Below are 19,823 nucleotides of genomic sequence, written 5' to 3' on the forward strand. Positions count from 1 at the left end.
TGGCTTACAAAGTTTAATCTACTGCTTAACAATGTATTTGTACAAACTACTTCAAAATTAATGGCTCAATATTTGTAACAAAACTGGAATAGGTGTTACATATAAATACTCTGTCATCAATCAACATAAAATTCATGCAATCAACTTTTTCAAAAGCTATTAAAACATTAACATTACTATTTTGTTTTTTTTGTGTTCTGCATGCACAAGGGCAATTGGGCTTTTGTAATGGGAACTTAGGAGATCCTATTTTTACTGAAGATTTTGGTACAGGTATTGGTAATTCAAAGCTTAGTTTTGGAACTACTACCTATAAATTCACCAAAAAAACACCTGGAGATGGTTTTTATGTTGTTTCTAATCATACAAGACATTTTAATTGGTATCATATTCAAGATCATACCCCAGGTGATACTAATGGAAGAATGCTCATTGTAAATGCCAGTTATAAACCAGGGGAGTTTATTAGAATACCATTTTCTGGACTTTGTGAAAATACCTCCTATGAGTTTTCGTCTTGGATGGTAAATCTTATGCGAGATAACACTCGTGCATGTGGAAGTGGAATACCAATAGATGTAACCTTTGAAATATGGAATAAATCTAACAAAACATTATTGGCAAGTGGAAGTACTGGCCCTATACCAGGCGGTAAAACACCAACTTGGAGGCAATTCGCATTAGTGTTTCAAACAAGACCCAATGAAACGTCGGTTATTTTAAAAATTCGTAATAATGGAACTGGTGGTTGTGGAAATGATCTGGCTCTTGACGATATTGCGTTTAAACCTTGTGGAGATAGGGTTGTTATTCTAGATAAAAACAACAAAAAACAAGTATCTGTTAATAAAAGTTATTTACCATTTTCAACAACATTAAAAGCTCAACCAGATTTTGCGGTGTTTTCTAGTCATTTTTACCAATGGCAGGAGAGCAAAGATGGTGTTAATTGGCAAGATATTCCTAATGCTCAAGAAGAAACATATAAAATACCACCTACCAGTTCCAGAGTCTTTTATAGAACCAAAGTTGCTGAAAATGCCAGAAATTTAAAAAATGCATTGTGTTATTCGTATTCAGATTTTTACGAGGTAAGTATTTCTAAAGCAAAACCTATAGTAATTAAAAGGCCAGAAGTTAAAGGCATACCAAACATAGCAACAAATGGTTGTGATGGTGTAAATTTATCTCTAGAAAAACAAGAAGTAAGAGTGCCCCCTATATATGTTAATAGGCAAAGGTTACCAAAAACTCACAAACGGGTTATCATTGTAAAACAAGATGCCAAAATTATATTTGATAAAGTTTGGTTTGATGGCGGAGTGGGACGGTTTGTTCAAACAGGTGAAGAAGTCATAAGAAAAGGACACCCCAAAGGATATACGGTTGTTCATGAAACGGTTTACACAAAGGCTAAATATGGATATAATGCCGTTACAAGAAGTTACACCCAATATTAAGTTTTAGTTTTCAAGAGAGCTAATACGTAAAAGTTATTACAAGACCTGTTAAGTTGTAAACCTAACAGGTCTTTTTTGATTTTTTAGCAACCCATAGGCACATCAAAAGCAATAATCTTTTCTATGTCTTCATCATACATAGTCGTGAAAATTACTTTAAAGTAAATTTTACTAATTCCTATGGCCGATGCACCTTTATTTATCTTTTTCTCATCTTTAATCATGTCGTACCAAACGTCTCCACAATGTTCCTTAACGGCATTTTTAAATTCAGAACCATCAACTTTTATGAATTTACTTTTAGCCTTATCATTGTATGTTATGGTTTCAAAAACACCTTTCTTTTTAGAGGTTTTTAAAGGTTCCCAAGCTGAATAAAAATGTTTCCAATCTAATAAGTCACAATGAGGCCCCTCAGCCTGAATAGAAATGCTATTCTCATGTTTTTGGTATACTTTTATGCGTTTGTATTTTGAATGATGCCTTATGCGTATTGTTTTACCTTGAACTGTTTCTCCTATTTCGAGAATGGCATCAATAGCATTATCTGCATGTGTTGATATTTGTTCATTTCCTATAATTTGGGCTTGGACACCATCAAATTCCATGGTGAAATCTTCAAAATCTACACTAAATCGTTTTTCAATTTTATGTTCTGATAAAAAACCGTTGAATACGTAACCTGTTCTTTTATTATGAAGATCTTCATTACAAGTTACTTTAACCCATTCTCCTGAGATAATATCATTATCATCTTTTACATCTAGCTTTAGGTTTGTCCGCTCCGTAATTTCTAGTTCTGTTCCGTAAACTAATTTATCAATACGCTTAGAATCCTGACTAGGCGTGTCTCTTAAAAATAAACCGTTATCGGCATTTACGTATCTAATTTCTTGTGCTTTGGCAACATTGAATACCATCAATGCAACCAGTATATAAATATATCTTGTCATTTTTTTGAAGTTTTTTGAATGTGAAATTACCCAATAGGAGACTAGCGTCAGTTCGAGTTTCAATTACTGAAGCATAAGCGCAGGTAATTGAAATATCGAGAACTTATGTAGCATCTCGATACATCACGCTTAGGCGTGACACTCGATGTGACGAAGCTTCTTAGAAGTTGTTCACGTTATTTAATTATATTAATCCATTTCCCTTTAGTTCTCACTAAAAAGTCATTGTCATACATAGCTTCTGCTTGAATTCCTGGTAAATAGTAGCTTCCTAAATAGGAGGCATTTAACATTACCGAGAAAGTTTTGCTGCTATTAGTGTTTCCATTTCTGCTTAAGTCAAAATAGAAATTCACTCGGTCGTCTCTAATGTCTGTGTAGCGCGCTTGACTAGAGGTTGTAGTTCCAAAGTCTGTAAATCGGGTATTTACAATTTCCCATCCCGAAGGGAAAATTTGGGTTAATGCCACATCTTTAACTTGTGCACTTTTAAGGTTACTTACCTTAACTGTGGCAATAAAATCCTGACCTTGTTTTAAGTTGGTAACATCTAATCTGTTACCTTGTAAATCTTTATATGAGTAGCTTATGCTTAAACCACGTTGTTCTGCTATTTCTTGTCCTAAAGGTAGTTTTCCTGTGTTTAAAACACGCAAATAAACTACGTTGTTATTGCTATTTGTAACGGTTATATTATTAGCGCCATCTATAACTTGTAATTTACGCTGGGCAATCGCATTTTTAGTATCAATAGTATGATTCTTACCGTTAATAGAATAGCTCAATTTCATGGCTTTACCACCGTTTGCATTTACCATTTTTGCCATGGCTAACAAACTGTAGGCTGTAGTTTGGGTACTCATCCAGTGGTCTCCAGATAGGTCTTTAGCTATATACTCGGCAATCTCTCTTTGTTGGCTATCTTTTGTTAGTACCATAGTTTCTAAGGCCATGGCTCTATTTCTGTCTGCGGAACCATAGGAGTAATAATCATATTTGTTTGACACAAAGTTGATGTTAGCTAATTTTGAAATATTATCACTAGCCTCTTTTTGTCCAGCAAGGGCATATGCAGCTGCTAAACGCCATTTTGCATTATTTGATAATTCGGAAAACTCACGAAGACGGTTCATTGACGCCAAATCTGGGCTTCCTGCCAAGGCTAACGTATATAATCTATAAGCCTGAGCTAAATCTGAGTTGTATCGTCTGTAGCTTGGCCTCCAATCTCTAGCAGCTTGCTTTTGGTATTTTATCCAATTGCTCTTGAATGTTAGTGGTAATACATAACCCTTCTTCTCAGCTTCTATCATAAAATGTCCTGCGTAACTTGTACCCCAATCATTAGCACTATTTTCACCAATCCAATAACTGAGTCCGCCATTTGGTCTTTGGAAATGTCCAAGTCGTTTTATTCCGTTTTTAATGTTTTCTTGAATATCGTGTTTTTTATCGGCCGTTAAATCGAAAATATCGCTCAAGAATAACTGTGGAAATACACTGGATGTTGTTTGTTCTACACAACCATGAGGGTACTGAATTAGGTATTGCATTCTACGTGAGAAATCCATTGGAGGCAAAGTAGAAAACTCAACCGTAGCTGAATTTGTTCCTGGTACTCCAAAGGTGTTAAAGGCTACAGATTCAGAAACATTTGCTGTTAAGGTTTTATCTAAAGCTTTAGATGTAAATGGATTAGGGTTTTTTACATCAAGTTCTACTTTATAAGTTGATTTTTCTCCATTGCCACTCGCAATTACTTCAACGGTATTTATACCTTTTGCTTTACTAACATCTAAAGTAAAATACGCCATCTTTTCATCAGGTTTTGGGAAGCTTAAACTTTGAGTGGTTTCACCTTCCACAGTAATACCATCACTTAGTTTTAGACTTATGTTTACCTTTTTCACTTTAGGCTCCATTGCAAAAACCGTAACTGGTAAAGTTACTTTCTCCCCAGGACTTAATTTTCTAGGAAGTGTGGCTAACACCATTAAAGGCTTTTTAACCTGTACTGTTTTATCCGTACTTCCGTAAGCTTCTTTGGTATGGTCTCCAGCAACTACCATAGTTCTTACCGAACCTATGTAATTAGGCATTTTAATAGTGTGTGATTGCTTTTCGCCTTTCTTTAAACTAAAAGGGCCAAAGTACTTCACCACCGGTTTAAACCTATTGGCTTTTTTCTTCTTACCATCTGCACCACTTCCATCACCTCCAATAGCAAATACTTGATCTATACTCCCAGAATAGGCACCAACAACATCATCAAAAATATCCCAAGTTTTTACACCTAATGCCTCACGAGCATAGAAGCTATTCCAGGCGTTTGGAGTTTTAAATCGCGTAAGGTCTAGTAGGCCTTCTTCTACCATAGCTATGGTATAGGTCATTGGTTTTTTACTTTTTTCTGAAACCGTTACTTTAAACTCTTGTTCTGGTCTCAATACATCTGGCATTTTAATTTCTGGCTCTAATTTGGTTTCAGGGTCTTCAACCATCATAGGAATGACACCATAAAGCCTTATTGGTAAATCGTTAGCTGTAATGGCATGTGGTTGCAGTAATGAAATATTAATAAATACATTAGGAGCCATTTCTGGTGTTACAGGAATGTCTACCGTTGTTTCTCCTTTTTGCGTTTTTACCCATTGGTAATCTACTACTTCCGTGCCGTTTTCAACACTTACCAAAGCGCGCCCTTCGTTTCCGGATTGGAAGGTGATTTTAGCCGTTTCACCAACATTATAAGTTTCTTTATCACTTGAGAAAATTAGCATTTTGGCAGCTTCTTTATCGCCAGAACTAGAATTTTGCCACCAGTTTTTATAGAAGTAAGCCGTTCTACCTGTGGCATGCCCGCTTACAGGATCATAAACTCTAATTAAGTAGCGTCCTCTATCATGGTCCGGTACTTTAATTTTAAATGAGGCCTTACCATTAGCGTCTGTATTTATCTTAGATGTAGAATAAGGTCTGTGATAGCTGCTAGACACATAACTCGATAGATTGTCATATGATGAATTCCACCACCAACGCCATTGTACTTTATATACTTTTACTTGAAGATTGTTACGTTTTACGGGTTGTCCTTCAGCATCAACCACCACCACATCAAAGGTTTGGTTTTCATCGGTGTAATACGAACCATAAGCATTACCTTTAGGAGAGTGTAATCCAACAAAAGACTTATAAGGTGCATATTTTTTTGTAAAGGCATCAATAGAGAAATCGCCTCCGTTTTCAAAAGCTCTTACCAAGAATTGAACATTAAGCATGCCAGGAGCTTTCTTTTTAATGCTTATTTGTTTACTAATATCTGCTAAACCTTCTTCATTCACTTTACCTTCAAACACATTAAACTCCTCCGGATAGAATTTACGAGTTGGGTCATTAAAAATATAACCTTTATACTTTTCAAAGCCAGAATAAGACGTTGTGAATTTAGCTTTTACTTCAGCTTTTAAGTTCTTTCCAGGTGCACCATGGAGCCATTTTACATCTAAATCTCCAGTTAAAGGCTTTGTTGCCGAAAGCACTTCGTCATCAAAATCAATTTTAATTTTTAAGCGATTAGGTTTTACCGTTTCAATTTTTAAACCTTTGTGGAACGTAGCCCCGCCAACAGATACTTTTGCGTTGTAGTTTCCTGTTTTATCTTCTGAAGCTGTTGGTACTGTAAATTTATAGACATTGTTGAGGTGGCTTCTCGAAATGTTTTTATAAACCAATTTGCCATTAGGGTCTGTAATTTCCATTTTTACAGGATGTCCTTTAGGTAATTTATTAGCATTGTCGTTCAACATAAATGCTAAATGAAGTGTATCTCCAGGACGCCATACACCACGTTCTCCATAAATGTAACCTTTTAGACCCCGTTGCAATCGGGTACCAGAAACATCAAACTTACTCAAGGAAAGCGCATTTCCATCATACAGTCTAACATAGGACACATTATTACCTTTTGAAACTATGGCAAAACTTGCATGTTTTTCTGCATCAATAATTGCTAACCCATCTTTATCGGTAGCTGCAGTTTCCATTTGTTGCTGTTGGAAATTGTATAAGCTTACGTTAGCATTGGCTTCTGGTTCGGTATTCAAAATATTAGTAACTGCAAAGACATACGATTTGTTTGTGCCTTGTTTAGCAATTACGCCCAAGTTTGAAGCTATTAAATTTTGAGATACTATTTTACTTTGTCCGTAGTAAGCATCATGACATGGGTTTTGCTCCTCACGCCAATTGTAGGTGTAATTTTTATATCTGTATAATAAGTTGTCCCAGTATTTTTCTTCACGAAGGTCTTCGTCTTCTTCAGAACTATCATCGGCTCCTCTTTCGTAAAAATCTTCTTCGTAATAGTCCTCCTCATTAGAATTTGAAGTGCTAGTATTGGCTTCGCAATCATATAACGAATAGGATTTGTTATAGCTTACTTCAACACGGTAAATAGAACCAATATCGGTATTAAAATACTTTGATAAATCAATGCTATAAGCTTTCCATTTTCCAGTGTTTTCGGCAGCTGTCTGTAGTTGAATGGTTTGTTTAGCAATTCTTCGACCTACTTTTTTTATCTCGTATTGACTGTTACTATTTAGGTTATTATCCTGTAAAAACTGGAGGACATTATCTTCAAAAATCTTAATAATTCTAACATCTACAGCACTAAGGTTTACCGCCTCAAAATTGAATTTTAACTCCTGAGAATTTGGTAAAATAGAGCCATTATTTACTAACCTTACGCCTGGTTTTAAGGACTCAAAAGCAATTCTTTCAGAATAGGGCTTCTTTAGTTTAAATCCGTCTGTGTTTTTAATACCTTGAAAAACATCTACCTGAATGTTGCCAACTAGTTTACTACTTGGGTAAACTTTTAAAGTATTACCATCTACCACATATTTTGGGTTCTTGGCTTTTTGAATGGACACCAAACCGTCAAAATTTTGCTGCTTTTTTAAAGGGTCGGAAAAGTTGATTAGTAAGTATTGTTCAGGCGATTGGTAAACTTCCGTTTTCGTAATAGTGAAATTATTTATTCCGGGAATTGCTACAGTGTTTTCTCCCTTATTATCAGCACCAATAGGTTTTCCATTCCAAGACACCTCAATAGCGCTGTCTTCTATTAAACGGTTAATACTATCAATTTTAAATTCAAATGCATTACTACTGGCGTCAGCTTCGTTAAATACTATGTTTAAATCTTTTCCGTTTTGTTGGGCAGTAATTAATTGTTTGGCCTTTTCCAGAGAAATTAGGTCGGCAGATTTTATTACTCCTTCTAAATATTGCCAGTTTTTGTTGTACGATTGTAGGCTATTTGTAACAACATTAAAATTAGGGGTAATTGTTTTAAATTGAAACGTATAATTTTTAAAATCTGAAGGCACATCATTATAAATTTCAGAAAGTTTAACTGTAACAGTATACTCTGTTGAAGGTTCTAAATACTCATCTGGAGTAAAAACCAAGGTATGGTTGTTGCCAGCTTCTAGTTTCCCTTCAACATATGGTTTTATACTAATAATGTTATCTGTTATTTCTTGATGCATTTCCCAGCCATCAACTGGTTTTGCCAAATTAATGTGAATTGGTTTAGCTACCGATGTCATCCCTGAAGTTGTGTAACTTATGTAATCTCTGTATTTAAAAATGTTGTCCGTTTCAACGGTTTTTTCTTTACAGGATACAACAATAGCAAGAGCTAGAATGGTAAAAAGGATGTTTTTAACTGACATAGGGTGTGATGGTTTTTTAAATGAACTTTGGCAAAAAGAAAGCGTGCGATGTTTCTTGTTAATAAAGTTACGTTTAAGATTTGGAATTTAGTTTTTTTTTAAACGTTAAATAATTCTTAAGATTTATATGATGGATTTGAGTAAGGGCAAATATCGATAAAATACACGTTTAAGTTGGAGATGGTCGAATTATTATAAAATACAGGCAATTAAATATTTAGGAATTGTATTTTTCTAATCCCAAATTATTGCTATGAAAACTTATTTTACTAAAATTAGCAGACTTATACTTTGCGCTTTTATTGTTATAGCTGCCGTTTCGTGTTCAAAAGATAGTTCTGTAGAAGATGATGTTGAACAACTGCAAATACAATCAATGGAAGAAGAAATTCTTCAATTGGTTAATTCGCATAGAGAAAGTCTAGGATATAATCCATTACGCTTTAATGACTTGGCAAATACTTTAGCTTATGAGCACACAACGTATATGATAAGCCAAAATGATATTAGTCATGATGATTTTGATGATAGAGCCGATCGCTTGTTTGATGATGAAAACGCTAGAGGTGTTGGCGAAAATGTGGCTTATGGGCAACAATCTGCTCAAGCTGTAATGACCGCTTGGTTAAATAGCCCGGGGCATAGGAGAAATATAGAAGGTGATTTTACCCATATTGGTATTGCCGTTATTAGAAATGCAAATGGTGTTTACTACTTTACACAACTCTTTTTAAAGAAGCCCGTAGAGTCTGGTGTTTAATTTAAAAAGAAGGCGCCAACGCTTGTGTTGGAGTTTCGGTTAGAATTGTCATTCCCGTGAAATCGGGAATTTATTTAAAAATGCCAATATAAAGCTCTCCTTTATCATTCATTGTAGCCCTAAACATCCCTGAAGTATTAAATTCCATAGCGATGTTTCCATTTTTATCTACCGCTATTATACCGCCGTTGCCTTGGCCTTCATCAATGCTAGGTAATTTATTTTGAATAACTTCATGTGCAGCCTCCTTAAGACTTAAATTTTTGTAGGCCATGAGCGCAGAAATATCGTAGGCTACCATACCACGAATAAAATATTCGCCCCAGCCTGTACTAGACACAGCGCAAGTGTTGTTATTGGCATATGTACCAGCACCAATAATTGGAGAATCGCCAATGCGCCCCCAGCGTTTATTAGTCATACCACCTGTAGAAGTTCCTGCAGCAAGATTACCATGCTTATCAAGTGCTGCGCAACCCACAGTTCCAAATTTTGAGGCTTTAAGTGTGGCATCATATAAAGCAGTTACCTTTTTGTTTTCGGAAGCTTTTGTACGTTCTAGAGCTTTCATGCGCTTTTCGGTAAAGAAATATTCGGGATCAACAATAGTTAATCCTTGGTCCTCAGCAAAGGTTTCGGCACCTTCTCTTGCTAACATGACATGTGGTGATTTTTCCATAATGGCACGTGCTAAATTAATGGGGTTTTTTACCGTTTTAGTCCCAGCGGAAGCACCTGCATTTAAAGTTTTGCCATCCATAATAGAAGCATCATGTTCATTAGTGCCTTCATTTGTAAACACTGCACCTTTACCAGCGTTAAATAAAGGAGAGTCTTCTAAAATATTTATGGTTTTTTCCACAGCATCTAAACTGGAGCCACCATCTTTTAGAATAGTGTAACCTACTCTAATAGCTTCTTCTAATTTCTTTTTATAAGCTTTTTGTTTTTCGGGTGAAAAATTATCTTCTTTCATAAATCCAGCACCGCCATGAATAACAATAGAGAATTCATTTGTTTTTACATCGTCTTTTATGTTGCTGTTTGAATTTGAAGTTTCCTTTTTACAAGAAAGGAATGTTAAAGAAAAAACGATAAGGTAGATGACTTTTTTCATTGGTAAAGAAATTATGAGACCATAAATTTAATTAATTTAGAATTGAAAAACATTCGTAAAAAACAATATTTTATTATTAAATTCGCAACAAATAATTAAATATTTAAAAATTCACTAATTTATAAAGGCGTTATGAAAGCATTTGGAATAGATGAAGCATTAAAAACTTTGGGCATATTATCTGTAAATGAAGGGACTTCTACAGGTATAAATAACTTTTCTAGTGGAGATGTAATAGATAGTTTTTCTCCAGTTGATGGAAAACTAATTGCGAGTGTGAAGACTACTACCGAAAGTGATTATCAAAAAGTAATGGAATCTGCAACAAAAGCTTTTAAATCATGGCGCGTAATGCCTGCCCCACAACGCGGTGAAATTGTAAGGCAATTTGGTGAAAAATTAAGAGCTAAAAAAGAGGCATTAGGTAAATTGGTGTCTTATGAAATGGGCAAAAGTTACCAAGAAGGATTAGGAGAAGTTCAAGAAATGATAGATATCTGTGATTTTGCTGTTGGTCTATCGCGTCAGTTGCACGGTTTAACTATGCATAGTGAGCGTCCTGGGCACAGAATGTATGAGCAGTATCATCCACTTGGGATTGTTGGAATTATTTCGGCATTTAACTTTCCTGTAGCAGTTTGGTCTTGGAATACAGCTTTAGCATGGGTATGTGGCGATGTTTGTGTTTGGAAACCAAGTGAGAAAACGCCTTTATGTGGTGTGGCATGCCAAAACATAATTGCAGAAGTTCTTAAGGAGAATGATTTACCAGAAGGAATTTCGTGTTTAATTAATGGCGATTATAAAGTTGGTGAATTTATGAGTAAGGATTCTAGAATTCCATTAGTTTCTGCAACAGGCTCTACAAGAATGGGTAAAATTGTAGCTAAAGAAGTAGCAGGTAGGTTAGGTAAAACACTTTTAGAATTAGGTGGTAATAATGCTATTATTGTAACTCCTGATGCCGATATAAAAATGACTGTTATTGGTGCAGTATTTGGTGCAGTTGGTACTGCAGGTCAGCGCTGTACAAGTACACGTAGATTAATTATTCACGATAGTATTTATGATAAAGTAAAACAAGCAGTTGTTGATGCTTACAAACAGTTACGTATTGGTAATCCTTTAGATGAAAACAATCATGTAGGGCCGTTAATTGATAAAGATGCAGTGGCAATGTATCAAGGAGCTCTTAAAAAAGTAGTAGCTGAAGGTGGTACTGTTTTGGTTGAAGGCGAAGTACTTTCGGGTGAAGGTTATGAAAGCGGATGCTACGTAAAACCTGCTATTGCAGAAGCCTCTAACGATTTTGAAATTGTACAACATGAAACCTTTGCACCTATTTTATATGTATTAAAATATTCTGGTGATGTTGAAAATGCTATAGCGCTTCAAAATGGTGTTGCTCAAGGATTGTCTTCAGCAATTATGACGAATAACTTACGAGAAGCAGAACGTTTTTTATCTCATGCAGGAAGTGATTGTGGTATTGCTAATGTAAACATTGGAACTTCTGGTGCTGAAATTGGAGGTGCTTTTGGTGGTGAAAAAGAGACTGGAGGCGGAAGAGAATCTGGTTCTGATGCTTGGAAGGTTTACATGCGTAGACAAACAAATACTATCAATTATACTACTGAATTACCATTGGCGCAAGGCATTAAATTTGATTTGTAAATCTATTAGAATATTTATGTGACTTTTTGTGGTTTTTTGTTTCTCATTTGTAAGGTAAAGTATTATTTTACAATCACTTAAACATTAACCAAAAACAGTCAAAATGAGAAAAAAAACATCCTATATCTTAGGGATTCTGCTCACTATTCTTATTGGTACACTTCTATATATTTACTTATGTTGCAGCGAATGTTGCGGCAAAAAGGAATCTGGAGATAACTTACCAAAAGAGGAGCAGGTAGACATTAAGACGGCTACAAAAAATGCATTTTTAATTAGTGATGCTAAAGGCGATTTTAAAATTGAAATCCCCGACAATTTTAATTTTAAAACATCAGACTTTTCAATTTTAGAACCTGTTTCTGCAAATATTGATTCAGAAGTTCTTAAGCTAAAGGACTATTTAATTAGCAATCCTCTTAAAGACTTAGAAATTACTGGGTTCTATAAGAGTGATGAGGTAAATAATTCTGCCTACCCTAATTTAGGTTTAGCCAGAGCTAATGCGGTTAAGAATTATTTGGTGACCCATGGCGTACCTGCTAAACAGATTGACACCTTTGGAAAACTAAACGACGACATTAATCCAGATAAGGCCAATATGCTTTTTGGACCTTTACAATTTAACATGATAACTCTTGATGCATCTGATACTTCGGTACTTGAAGCTTTAGAAAAAGAATGTGATTCTGTTAGAAAAAATCCAATAGTACTTCATTTTAAAACAGGACAAGCAGCTATAAGTTTAACCTCGGAACAAAGACAAAAAATAGCAGCTATATCACATTGTGTAGATAAACTTGGGGTAAAAGTTCAAGTTGTGGGGCATACCGATAAAACGGGTGATGCAACCCAAAATATTCAACTAGGATTAAATAGAGCAGATTTTGCTAGTAAATACCTTATTGCTAATGGTATTTTAAAAGATAATATCGAAGTGTCTTCAAAAGGACAATCTGAACCTATAGCAGATAATACAACTGATGAAGGTAAAGCGCAAAACAGAAGAACAGTAATAACCATTAATTAAAATTCAAAATATAAAAATCATGACTTTATTAGCAATATCAATACCATGCTGGTTAATTCCCATTTTAGTAGGTTTAATTTCGGCAATTTTAGGTTACTTATTAGGTAGACTTGTGGGCGGAGGAAGTAATGACGATAGTGATAGAATTGCCCAATTAGAAGCAGACTTAGAAGCTTGTTTAAAAAGCAAAACTACACTTAAAAATGATTTAGATGCTTGCTTAACTAGTAAGGCCTCTTTTCAAAGAGAATTAAATACAACAAAAACATCTTTAGCTAATGCTTTAGCAAGTGCTGCGCCGTTAATTGCCTTTGATGCCGCGGCTGCAAAAGCTGTTTTTGGCAAAAAGATAAAGGAAAATGACTTAACGATTGTAGAGGGTATCGGACCAAAAATTCAAGGACTATTCCACAACCACGATGTTAAAACTTGGAAAGCTTTATCTGAGTGTTCTGTAGATAAATGTCAAGAAGTTTTAAACTCAGGAGGTGATAGGTTTAAAATGCATAAACCTGGTACATGGCCAAAGCAAGCATTATTAGCTTATGAAGGCAAATGGCAGGAACTTTTAGATTGGCAAGATGAATTAGATGGTGGTAAATAAGCCATTATAAAACTTTATAAAAAGCTGCTTCAAAACTGAAGCAGCTTTTTTATTATATTAGAGGGTTAAACCTTTTTAATGTGTTAGAGTCTAAAGGGTTGTATTAGCATTTGGTTGTTCATCTTAAAATAGTTTTACCATGAAGCAAAAGCATATTCAGCATTTATATAATAGATTGGGCTTTGGTATTTTACCAAATGATTTAGAAAAGCTATCTAAAAAGAGTAGAAAAGAGGTTGTAAACAGTTTGTTTAGTGCTTCAAAAACGGTGTCTCCCATAAAACAAGATGTTTCTGAGATAAAGAATTTAATAGGAGATTCTTATATGACCGCCAAGGAAAACATTAGGGAGATTCAAAAATTAAGTAGAGAACTTGCACCCAAACTTAACATGGCCTGGGTTAAAAGGCTATCTAACACTTCAGAAATTGTTAGAGAAAAAATGACACTCTTTTGGAGCAATCATTTTGTGTGCGAAGACAATAATTACATTTATAGAGAGAACTATCATAATACATTAAGAGCTCATGCATTGGGAGATTTTAGGGCTTTTGTAAATGCTGTTTCTAAAGAGGCTGCAATGACCAAATACCTTAATACCAAACAGAATAAAAAACAAAAACCAAACGAGAACTTCGCTAGAGAATTAATGGAGCTTTTCACCTTGGGTGTTGGTAATTATACAGAACAAGATATTAAGGAGGCGGCTAAAGCTTTTACAGGGTATTCTCATGATATTCATGGTAATTTTTTATTTAGAAGACGTTTGCATGATTATGGAGAGAAAACCTTTTTTGGTAAAACAGGTAATTATAAAGGCGAAGATATAGTCGATATTATTTTAGAAGAAAAACGTTGTGCAGAATACATCTGCGAGAAAGTTTACCGTTATTTTGTTAATGATACTTTAAACAAGGCTCATGTTGAAGCCATGACCAACGTGTTTTATAAAGATTACAACATAAACAAGCTAATGAAATTTGTGTGTAATGCATCTTGGTTTTACGAAGATGAAAATATTGGTAATAAGATTAAATCTCCTATAGAACTATTGGTTGGTATGAATACTTTAGTGCCTACTACCTTTAATAATCAAAGACAGTTTCTTTATTTACAGCGTTCTTTAGGACAGGTCCTTTTAGATCCGCCTAATGTGGCAGGCTGGAAAGGTGGCCAAAACTGGATTGATAGTAATACCATAACCCTAAGGTTAAAATTACCGTCTTTACTTTTAAATAGTGCCTATATTTCTAAAGCCAGAAAAGGCCAGAATGATGCCCAAATGGAGCAAAGAAAAAAGATGTTTAAAAAGAATTTTGGTAAGCGATTTAATGTTGAAAGTAATTGGGATTACTTTAATAAACAGTTTAAAAGTGTATCTATAAACGAGCTTGAAAACTATGTTTTGGCTTGTAAAGCTTCACCAGCAGCCAAAAACTATTTAAATACCTTAGAGAAGGTCTCAAAACAGGAATACTGTGTGCAATTAATGTCTTTACCAGAATATCAAATGTGTTAATTAAAAAGAATTCCTCAATGATTTTATTGAGGTATCCGTTGAAATTGTCATTCTCGCGAAAGTGGGAATTTTAAAAAGAATTTTACATTAGAAAAATTATTTTATGGATAGAAGGAAATTTTTAAAACAATCGTCTTTAGCTAGTAGTTTATTTTTTGTTCCAAGCTTTGTAAAAGCTTTTGAGGATGTGGCTATTAGTAGTTTGGGATACAAACGTTTGGTAATTATTCAATTGTCTGGCGGTAATGATGGTTTAAACACTGTTGTACCTTTTGAAAATGACTTATATTACAAGGAACGTCCGTCATTAAGCATAGCAAAAAACACGGTGTTGAAGTTAACCGATGAGGTTGGTTTACATCCTAGTTTAGCACCTTTAAATAGATTGTATGACGAAGGACTTTTAACCATAATAAACAATGTGGGATACCCTAATCCAAACAGATCGCACTTTAGGTCTATGGATATTTGGCAAACTGCAGTAGATTCTAATGAGTATTCCCAAAGCGGATGGATAGGGCGTTATTTAGATACATATGGTAAAAATCCGCATTCGGCCATTGAAATTAACGAAAGCTTATCTTTAGCCATGAAGGGTGAAACTACAAATGCCATTGCAACTCAAGATGCCAAGGCTTTATTTAATTTATCTAGAGATCCGTATTTTAAAAACTTGCAAAACCACGGTAATGATGCGCATTTAAGTGAGCACAATTTGGGGTATTTATATAAATCTATGATTGAAGCCCATTCGTCTGCAAAGTATATTTATGAGACCAGTAAAACGGTGACATCTAAAAAGGAATATCCAAAGAATAAATTTGGTAAGCAATTAAAAACAACAGCACAGTTTATAAATTCACATTTAGCAACTAAGGTGTATTACGCCTCTTTAAATGGTTTTGATACCCATGTAAATCAGTTGCCAACACAAAAAAGGCTGTTAACGCAGTATGCCGAAGGTATTGAAACCTTTGTACAAGATTTAAAAGCAGGTGGAACCTTTGATGATACCTTAATTTTAACCTTCTCTGAATTTGGTAGGCGTGTAAAACAAAATGCTAGCGTTGGTACAGACCATGGTACAGCTAATAATTTATTTGTTATTGGTAATCAATTAAGAAAACCTGGACTCTATAACAATATGGCCAATTTGGATAATCTTGATGGTAATGGCGATTTAAAATTTGAAATAGACTTTAGGACCATTTATGCAACCGTTTTAAACAAGTGGCTAGATGTAAACGATGAAAAGGTTCTTAACAAATCGTTTAAGCAGTTGGATTTTATATAAGTAGGGGTGTTATATTATTATCTGCCAATTTAGTATAAGTTTAATTGTGTTTGTTTTAATATTCACATTTGGATTGTTTGGATAATCCATAATATTTGGTATTCCAAATTCATCTCTTAAGAAAATTGATAAACAATTTTTTTCGTTTAAATAAAACATATAGCCAAGTCCTATTAGAATGCCATAATCATATTTTTTTACATTAGGACTCAGAAAAGCAGTAATTTCTTCTTCTGTATCCTTTCTTGTAGTCTTGTTTTTAACATTGAGAAAATGATTGTAAAATACTCCGGCATCGGCAAAAAGTTTGTTCCTCTTTCCAAAATAGTATCTAACATTTAAAGGAGCGTTGAGATAGTTAAAAATGATTTTATTATCTACGAAATAGGTCTCATTATTATTGAAGTTTATAACTCTAAAGTTTTCCAACTTCATCATTTTATTATCATAGTTTAAATTGAAAAATAATGATAGCTTTTCATTTATTTTATATTCGGAAGAAATACCAAATGAATAGCTGATTACTTTATCATAGTCTTCTAGAGCGCTTTCTTTTAAATCGGATTGATTTATACCTAAATTAAGTCCAATTTTGAACCTTCTGTTGCTACTTTCCTGAGAGAACGTTTGAATAGTCAATAGTATTAAAAAGGAAGTTGTTAATTTCAAGTATTTCATTTTTCAAATGTTTGTCAAGAATCAAATAAACGCAAGCGAATTCATCGATGTTATATCTAACATTGCAAATTTAAAAAATATTCGTACAAGAAAAGTAGGTAAAATAAAAAAACCTTGTTCCAATGCCAAACTATATGGGAGAAACAAGGTTTATATCTTAAAAAGATTAATAGCGCTGCAAAAGTCGTGTTATTTTTCCTTATTTCAAAATTTTAAAGTTAAGTAAACGTTAAGTTTCGTAAGAAATTAGCTGTATTTCACTTTTCTAAGGATACGCATAGACTCTTTATACAGTTGGTAGACTTCTTTACTATGCTTTTTTAAATAAGGTTTGGCCTCTTTTAATTTATCTATAGCCTCATGAAAAAGGTTTAAATAACAAATTAAGTACGTAGCCGATAAATTTCTTAAATCTATCTCCTCACCTTTGGTTAAGGTAAGTCCTTTTTTTAGTTTGTCTAAAATGGAATTATTGGTATTGTAAATGTGATGCAATACTTTTTTATCAAACTGTGGAGGCTCAAATAAGAGCTTTGTGTCAATGTTGTAACTGGCGTTATTATCGAACTTAATAATGGTTTCTTCAAGTTTGTAATATTTACTTGTGTTTTGAAGCCCAAGATTAACATATTCTACAATTATAAAGCTGTTTTCATCAAAAACAATAGACACTTCATCTAGTGCAGAAAAGAACAACCGTACTTGTTCGTTAATTAGTTCTATGTCTACTCTAGAGTAAAATACTTCATCTTTTACCTGCTTTTTTTGCCCAGACCAACACAGTACAAAATACTCCTTAAAAACTTTGTAAGTCGCATTAAAGTCTTGGCGTTTGTTCATAAAGTCAAAAACGCCATTAAGTGTGTGTTCAATATTGTTTTGCGCATTGTTTTCAATAGCTTCAACTATTTTAGAGTTTACATCTTTTATTTCAATATCAAAGACTTTAGGCATACTCATGCTGCCATCTCTAAAAAAGACAGAACCACCGTAATATTTCCAAATATTTTTTCTGAGCGATGTTAGTTTCCCAGTTGGTCTAATGGTTACCAAACCAACAACCTTATCATCTGGTAAGTGCGGAAATGGAATGTTCTCATATTGCACTATTGGCGGACTGGTTAAATAGGCATTAATAAGATTTTGAATTTTGCTATCGTCAAAGAAATCAACCCCTTTTATATTGTTGTCTTCATCATCAACCCCAATTACAATATAAGAGTTGTTTTTTGGGTTGCTGTTAGATAGTGCGCAAATGTGTTTTAAAAACTTAGCCTTACCTTCCTTATGGCTAATGTCAATCTTACGTTTTTTATCATAAAAACTGTTCTCATCATTATGAGCCAAAAGGTGTTTTATAAGCAGGCGTTTATTAATCATTGCTAATTGGGGTAATAGCTATATTAAGTTATAGTAATTCAATTTCTTTATTTAAATTTTTTCTGGCTTGGGCTTCAAATTTAGATTGGAAATATGCTGTAAAATACAAGGTGTCACGTTCTAAAAAATGTTGAAGGACCTTCTTTCTTCCTTTTCGGTACATAAAATTAGGAAATATTGCGTATTCTTTTCTTATGTTTTTCAGATACTTATGATAATCTTCCCAACTAGAACCAAGAATAGATAAGTCCATATCTAAAAGAAGGGCATTATCATTATTTTCGGTTAGAATGATTTCATGTTTTTGGGTTGAAATAATAAGTGTTTTGATAGTCTCAATCAAACCTTTTTCCAGATTTAAACTAGTTAATCGCTCTTGTGCATAATTGGCACTTTGCACCTCGTTATCTTTTTTTGTTGCACTGTAAATAATATCATGGTACCAAACTGCAAACAGAACAGCATCAAAGTTTTTAATGCGCTCTTTACAACTTTCAGCTAGAATTAGGAGATTTTCAATATGAGAAAGATTGTGGTAATATCTGTGTTTTTGAGAATATTGATTTTCAATTTCTTTCCATAGGGCATTGGCATTTTTTTCAGAGGCACCATATTTACAAGCTAAAGAAAGCCAGTTTAATCTCAAATCTTGTATCATACATCTTTTTTCACAATAGTACTACTAGCTTGAGCAGTACAAAACATTAAAACATCAGCAATATTTACATGAGGTGGTCTAGAAACAGCAAAATAAATAACTTCGGCAACGTCTTCCGCTTGTAAAGCTGTGAAACCTTGATACACGGTATCAGCAATTTTATCGCCTTTAAATCTAACTTTAGAAAATTCGGTTTCCACCAACCCAGGATTTACCGCGCCAACTTTTATACCATAAGGGTTTAAATCGATACGCATACCTTCGGTAATAGCTAAAACCGCATGTTTGCTTCCACAATATACATTGCCTTTAGGGTACACTTCTTTACCAGCAGAAGAGCCAATATTAATTATGTGTCCAGATTTGCGTGCCGTCATCTGCGGAATTACAGCCTTGCTTACATAAAGTAATCCCTTTACATTAATATCCATCATCGCATCCCAATCATCTATACTTCCTTCGTTAATTGGATCTAAACCATGAGCATTACCAGCATTGTTAATTAGTATATCTATAGTTTTAAATTGTTCGGGTAGAGAAGAAATTGCCTTAAAAGTTGCGTCTTTATCTCTAACATCAAAGTTTAAAATATGAACATTAGTAAGTTTACTTAGGTCTTTTTTAAGGGTTTGTAAACGTTCCAATCGTCTTCCGCAAAGAATTAAATCTATGTTGTGTTTAGCAAATTCATAGGCTGTTGCATAACCAATTCCGCTCGTAGCACCTGTAATTAAGGCTGTTTTTCTCATTTAGTTTTTTTTGATTTTGTATAAAAATACTTAAAACCGCTTTAATTTTAGAAAGTAAGCCCAATAGTTTTTACCTAATCTATAAACATTTGTTAACCGTTGAAATCCTTAGGTTTTCCTTAAATTTTTTTAACCAATCTTTAACATCATATCCGTAAAAATTTTAACAATTTGCAACACTCAATGAACCTTATTATATTCGGGCG

General features: G+C 34.0%; 14 protein-coding genes. 7 read left to right on the plus strand and 7 right to left on the minus strand.

All coding sequences use genetic code 11. The features are described 5' to 3' along the window. Positions 1–134 precede the first annotated feature (134 nt). Positions 135–1,460, plus strand: coding sequence for a hypothetical protein (locus tag FUA24_RS13430; protein ID WP_148543147.1), 1,326 nt, complete (start codon positions 135–137; stop codon positions 1,458–1,460). Positions 1,461–1,543: 83 nt separating this feature from the next. On the opposite strand, the gene FUA24_RS13435 is transcribed toward FUA24_RS13430, so the two are convergent. Beyond that, a complete protein-coding gene (locus FUA24_RS13435) occupies positions 1,544–2,413 on the minus strand; it encodes an SH3 domain-containing protein (protein WP_148543149.1) in 870 nt (289 codons plus the stop codon). 176 nt (positions 2,414–2,589) lie between these two features. Next, positions 2,590–8,154 carry an alpha-2-macroglobulin family protein gene (locus tag FUA24_RS13440; RefSeq protein ID WP_148543151.1) on the minus strand — a complete coding sequence of 1,855 codons (5,565 nt, stop codon included), beginning with the start codon at positions 8,152–8,154 and terminating at the stop codon, positions 2,590–2,592. Between the two features lie 253 nt (positions 8,155–8,407). On the opposite strand from FUA24_RS13440, the gene FUA24_RS13445 reads away from it, so the two are divergent. Further along, the gene (locus FUA24_RS13445; protein WP_148543153.1) at positions 8,408–8,914 is read left to right on the plus strand and encodes a CAP domain-containing protein; all 507 of its coding nucleotides are present in this window, start codon (positions 8,408–8,410) and stop codon (positions 8,912–8,914) included. A gap of 70 nt (positions 8,915–8,984) precedes the next feature. On the opposite strand, the gene FUA24_RS13450 is transcribed toward FUA24_RS13445, so the two are convergent. Next, positions 8,985–10,031: an isoaspartyl peptidase/L-asparaginase family protein gene (locus tag FUA24_RS13450; RefSeq protein ID WP_148543155.1), complete on the minus strand. Its 1,047-nt coding sequence runs from the start codon at positions 10,029–10,031 to the stop codon at positions 8,985–8,987. A gap of 132 nt (positions 10,032–10,163) precedes the next feature. Between FUA24_RS13450 and amaB the strand changes: the two genes are divergently transcribed. From amaB to FUA24_RS13475, 5 genes are all read left to right on the plus strand, one after another. Beyond that, positions 10,164–11,705, plus strand: a complete 1,542-nt coding sequence (gene amaB / locus FUA24_RS13455; protein ID WP_148543157.1) for an L-piperidine-6-carboxylate dehydrogenase — start codon at positions 10,164–10,166, stop codon at positions 11,703–11,705. Positions 11,706–11,808: 103 nt separating this feature from the next. Then, positions 11,809–12,735: an OmpA family protein gene (locus FUA24_RS13460; protein ID WP_148543159.1), complete on the plus strand. Its 927-nt coding sequence runs from the start codon at positions 11,809–11,811 to the stop codon at positions 12,733–12,735. Between the two features lie 19 nt (positions 12,736–12,754). Then, positions 12,755–13,339 (plus strand): hypothetical protein, encoded by a 585-nt coding sequence (locus FUA24_RS13465; protein WP_148543161.1) that lies wholly within the window; start codon positions 12,755–12,757, stop codon positions 13,337–13,339. Between the two features lie 139 nt (positions 13,340–13,478). Beyond that, positions 13,479–14,858, plus strand: coding sequence for a DUF1800 domain-containing protein (locus FUA24_RS13470; RefSeq protein ID WP_148543163.1), 1,380 nt, complete (start codon positions 13,479–13,481; stop codon positions 14,856–14,858). A 103-nt stretch (positions 14,859–14,961) separates the two neighbouring features. After that, a complete protein-coding gene (locus FUA24_RS13475; RefSeq protein ID WP_148543165.1) occupies positions 14,962–16,152 on the plus strand; it encodes a DUF1501 domain-containing protein in 1,191 nt (396 codons plus the stop codon). Positions 16,153–16,161: 9 nt separating this feature from the next. On the opposite strand, the gene FUA24_RS13480 is transcribed toward FUA24_RS13475, so the two are convergent. The 4 genes from FUA24_RS13480 to FUA24_RS13495 all read right to left on the minus strand — a co-directional run bounded on the left by FUA24_RS13480 (position 16,162) and on the right by FUA24_RS13495 (position 19,617). Further along, positions 16,162–16,830, minus strand: a complete 669-nt coding sequence (locus FUA24_RS13480) for a porin family protein (RefSeq protein WP_148543167.1) — start codon at positions 16,828–16,830, stop codon at positions 16,162–16,164. Between the two features lie 246 nt (positions 16,831–17,076). Then, positions 17,077–18,210, minus strand: coding sequence for an ATP-binding protein (locus tag FUA24_RS13485; protein WP_148543169.1), 1,134 nt, complete (start codon positions 18,208–18,210; stop codon positions 17,077–17,079). 28 nt (positions 18,211–18,238) lie between these two features. After that, on the minus strand, positions 18,239–18,868 hold the full coding sequence (locus FUA24_RS13490; RefSeq protein ID WP_246147051.1) for an HD domain-containing protein: 630 nt from the start codon (positions 18,866–18,868) through the stop codon (positions 18,239–18,241). Then, the gene (locus FUA24_RS13495; protein WP_148543171.1) at positions 18,865–19,617 is read right to left on the minus strand and encodes an SDR family NAD(P)-dependent oxidoreductase; all 753 of its coding nucleotides are present in this window, start codon (positions 19,615–19,617) and stop codon (positions 18,865–18,867) included. The genes FUA24_RS13490 and FUA24_RS13495 overlap by 4 nt, the downstream gene beginning before the upstream one ends. Between the last annotated feature and the right edge of the window lie 206 nt (positions 19,618–19,823).

The sequence above is a fragment of the Seonamhaeicola marinus genome, from assembly GCF_008085455.1.

What these genes read in the sequence shown, in the direction of transcription:
- FUA24_RS13430 (WP_148543147.1), top strand. Translation starts at nt 135, where the DNA reads ATGCAATCAACTTTTTCAAAAGCTATTAAAACATTAACATTACTATTT.
- FUA24_RS13435 (WP_148543149.1), bottom strand. Translation starts at nt 2,413, where the DNA reads ATGACAAGATATATTTATATACTGGTTGCATTGATGGTATTCAATGTT.
- FUA24_RS13440 (WP_148543151.1), bottom strand. Translation starts at nt 8,154, where the DNA reads ATGTCAGTTAAAAACATCCTTTTTACCATTCTAGCTCTTGCTATTGTT.
- FUA24_RS13445 (WP_148543153.1), top strand. Translation starts at nt 8,408, where the DNA reads ATGAAAACTTATTTTACTAAAATTAGCAGACTTATACTTTGCGCTTTT.
- FUA24_RS13450 (WP_148543155.1), bottom strand. Translation starts at nt 10,031, where the DNA reads ATGAAAAAAGTCATCTACCTTATCGTTTTTTCTTTAACATTCCTTTCT.
- amaB (WP_148543157.1), top strand. Translation starts at nt 10,164, where the DNA reads ATGAAAGCATTTGGAATAGATGAAGCATTAAAAACTTTGGGCATATTA.
- FUA24_RS13460 (WP_148543159.1), top strand. Translation starts at nt 11,809, where the DNA reads ATGAGAAAAAAAACATCCTATATCTTAGGGATTCTGCTCACTATTCTT.
- FUA24_RS13465 (WP_148543161.1), top strand. Translation starts at nt 12,755, where the DNA reads ATGACTTTATTAGCAATATCAATACCATGCTGGTTAATTCCCATTTTA.
- FUA24_RS13470 (WP_148543163.1), top strand. Translation starts at nt 13,479, where the DNA reads ATGAAGCAAAAGCATATTCAGCATTTATATAATAGATTGGGCTTTGGT.
- FUA24_RS13475 (WP_148543165.1), top strand. Translation starts at nt 14,962, where the DNA reads ATGGATAGAAGGAAATTTTTAAAACAATCGTCTTTAGCTAGTAGTTTA.
- FUA24_RS13480 (WP_148543167.1), bottom strand. Translation starts at nt 16,830, where the DNA reads ATGAAATACTTGAAATTAACAACTTCCTTTTTAATACTATTGACTATT.
- FUA24_RS13485 (WP_148543169.1), bottom strand. Translation starts at nt 18,210, where the DNA reads ATGATTAATAAACGCCTGCTTATAAAACACCTTTTGGCTCATAATGAT.
- FUA24_RS13490 (WP_246147051.1), bottom strand. Translation starts at nt 18,868, where the DNA reads ATGATACAAGATTTGAGATTAAACTGGCTTTCTTTAGCTTGTAAATAT.
- FUA24_RS13495 (WP_148543171.1), bottom strand. Translation starts at nt 19,617, where the DNA reads ATGAGAAAAACAGCCTTAATTACAGGTGCTACGAGCGGAATTGGTTAT.